Source organism: Myxococcus sp. AM011 (genome assembly GCF_013372595.1).
Taxonomy (GTDB): domain Bacteria; phylum Myxococcota; class Myxococcia; order Myxococcales; family Myxococcaceae; genus Myxococcus; species Myxococcus eversor.
Genome location: NZ_JABXEM010000523.1, coordinates 1 through 1995 on the forward strand (window position 1 = coordinate 1; position 1995 = coordinate 1995).

The window sequence follows — 1995 nt, forward strand, 5'->3', positions numbered from 1 at the left end:
CCCCAGTACCGCAGCCCGGAGGCCCTGCGCTTCCACCGCGAGCACCACTCCCAGCGAGGCGCGCGCTACGCCTTCCGCGCCACGGATGACCTCTACGCGCTGGGCGTGACGCTCCACGAGGTGCTCACGGGCACCCCGGCCTTCTCGCCCACCCTTCCCCGAGAGGTGTTGGCCGAGCACATCGAGACGCGCATGCCGCCGCCCGCCTCCACCCTGAACGCGCGCGTGCCCCTGGCGCTGGAGGCCATCACCCAGCGGCTGCTCCGCAAGCGTCCCGAGGACAGGTTCCCGGATGGAGGGACGCTGCATGAGGCGCTCGAATCAGCGCTGAACGACGCCACGTCCGACTGGGACCGCCCCCTCTTCGAGCGCCCACCTCCCGAGCGGAGCGCGCCGACGCCCCGACGCCTCTCCGGTGAGCCCGCGCGGATGATCCGCGGCCCCTCGAGGAGACTCACCCCACCCCGAGGCTCACGCCTTCAGTCGAGGCCCGTGGCTTCATCCGAGGGTGGCACCCAGGCTCGGCCCAGAGAGGCCCGCGTCCCAGGCGCGCGCGCGGCACGACGGGAGTTGATCATCACGCTCAAGCCCTGGATGGTGGGGGCGTGGGTGGCGTTGCTCCTCCTGCTCGGCTGGGCGCTCCTGGCCCTGCGCTGAGCACGAGGGGCAACCCCTCCCGAGGCTCCAGCGGACCTTCACCTCCAGGTCCGCGAGCCCAAGACACGGCCCCCGCGCGCATGGCGCCGGGGCCCGGGTGCCTCACTTCTTCTTCTGCTGCATCGCGGAGGCAACCAGGTTCATCAGCTTGAGCTGCACCGGGGACAGCTTGCGCAGGTTGCGCATCAGCCGCCGCATCTCCGGCGTGTCGTCCTCGCGAGACTTGCCGCCCGTCTTCTCCTTCGTGGGCGGCGGCGCGGCCAGGTCATCACCCAACCCCAGCAACTGGTGGGGCGGCACATTCAGCACCACGCACAGCCGCCGCAGGTTCTGCACGCTGGGGAGCATGTGGCCTCGCTCCAGGCGGCCGTACACCTCCGACGCCATCCCAATCCGCTCCGCCACATCGGCCTGCGTCAGGCCCATCCGCACCCGGGCAGCCCTCGCCGCCGCGCCCAGCATGCTCGCCAGTTCTGTGTCCATGCGTGTGTCAGTCGTCCACGAAAGAAGGGCCCCGCTCCAGGCGCCTCGGAAGCCCCTAGATAACCCTGAAGGTCGGGTACTTTCACCATACCTTCAGCGTTTTTTCAAACACGCGCCACGCCTCGCGCGCCTCTGTCGCGGCCTCCACTTCACTCGCATTCGAGCCTCACGCGCCACCGTCACGTCACGGCGCGGAAGACACGCTCTCCTCCACATCCATCAGCGCGCGACGTCGCTCCGCCGCGGTGAAGAGCAGCGCCAGCGGCAACCCCAGGAACACCGAGTGCAACACGAGTTGGGGGAACTGCGGCACGTCGAGGAACCACGGGTAGTAGCCGCGCGCGATGAACTGGAAGTCCACCAGCCACACCGCGATTCCGAAGAGCATTCCCACCGCGGCCTGGAACTCCCAACGTCCCCGTCCATCCGGCGGCAGCAGCGCGTCGAGGAACGAATAGAACACGCCCACCAGCGCGGACACGGCCAGGTGGAAGCCCACGCCCGCCAGCACCATCGTGCCCTCGGGGAAGCCCTCGCCGAAGACGCGAGGCCCCAACACCACGCCCGCCGACATGCGCACCGGCCGCATCGGACTGTCGCCCGCCGCCAGCGCCATCACCACCTCCGCCAGCCCCAGCACCACGCCCGCGACGACGCCGAACAGCAGCCCGTTCGTGGCAGACCAGGGGGTGTATTCGCGCCGTGCCGCCATGGCTTCTCCTTGTCTTGTCGGGGCCCAAGCCCACCCCGTGTGTCAAAACGTGAGCACGCGGGCCCCGGGCGGGCAGCCAGAGCACAAGGACGGCTCGGGGTGCCGCCTCCTCCCCTGCCACGCGGACAGGCCCCGTCCCGAAG

General features: G+C 70.2%; 2 protein-coding genes and 1 pseudogene. 1 reads left to right on the forward strand and 2 read right to left on the reverse strand.

Going from position 1 to position 1995, the window contains the following annotated elements; genetic code table 11:
* Positions 1 to 657 (forward strand): annotated as a pseudogene (locus HUW62_RS46970) (serine/threonine protein kinase); the annotation flags it as partial.
* A gap of 102 nt (positions 658 to 759) precedes the next feature.
* Here HUW62_RS46970 and HUW62_RS46975 read toward each other — a convergent pair.
* Together HUW62_RS46975 and HUW62_RS46980 are read right to left on the reverse strand one after the other, a co-directional pair.
* A complete protein-coding gene (locus HUW62_RS46975) occupies positions 760 to 1140 on the reverse strand; it encodes a helix-turn-helix domain-containing protein (RefSeq protein WP_163868613.1) in 381 nt (126 codons plus the stop codon).
* 184 nt (positions 1141 to 1324) lie between these two features.
* Positions 1325 to 1852 (reverse strand): hypothetical protein, encoded by a 528-nt coding sequence (locus HUW62_RS46980; RefSeq protein ID WP_163868614.1) that lies wholly within the window; start codon positions 1850 to 1852, stop codon positions 1325 to 1327.
* Between the last annotated feature and the right edge of the window lie 143 nt (positions 1853 to 1995).

What these genes read in the sequence shown, in the direction of transcription:
- HUW62_RS46980 (WP_163868614.1), bottom strand. Translation starts at nt 1,852, where the DNA reads ATGGCGGCACGGCGCGAATACACCCCCTGGTCTGCCACGAACGGGCTG.
- HUW62_RS46975 (WP_163868613.1), bottom strand. Translation starts at nt 1,140, where the DNA reads ATGGACACAGAACTGGCGAGCATGCTGGGCGCGGCGGCGAGGGCTGCC.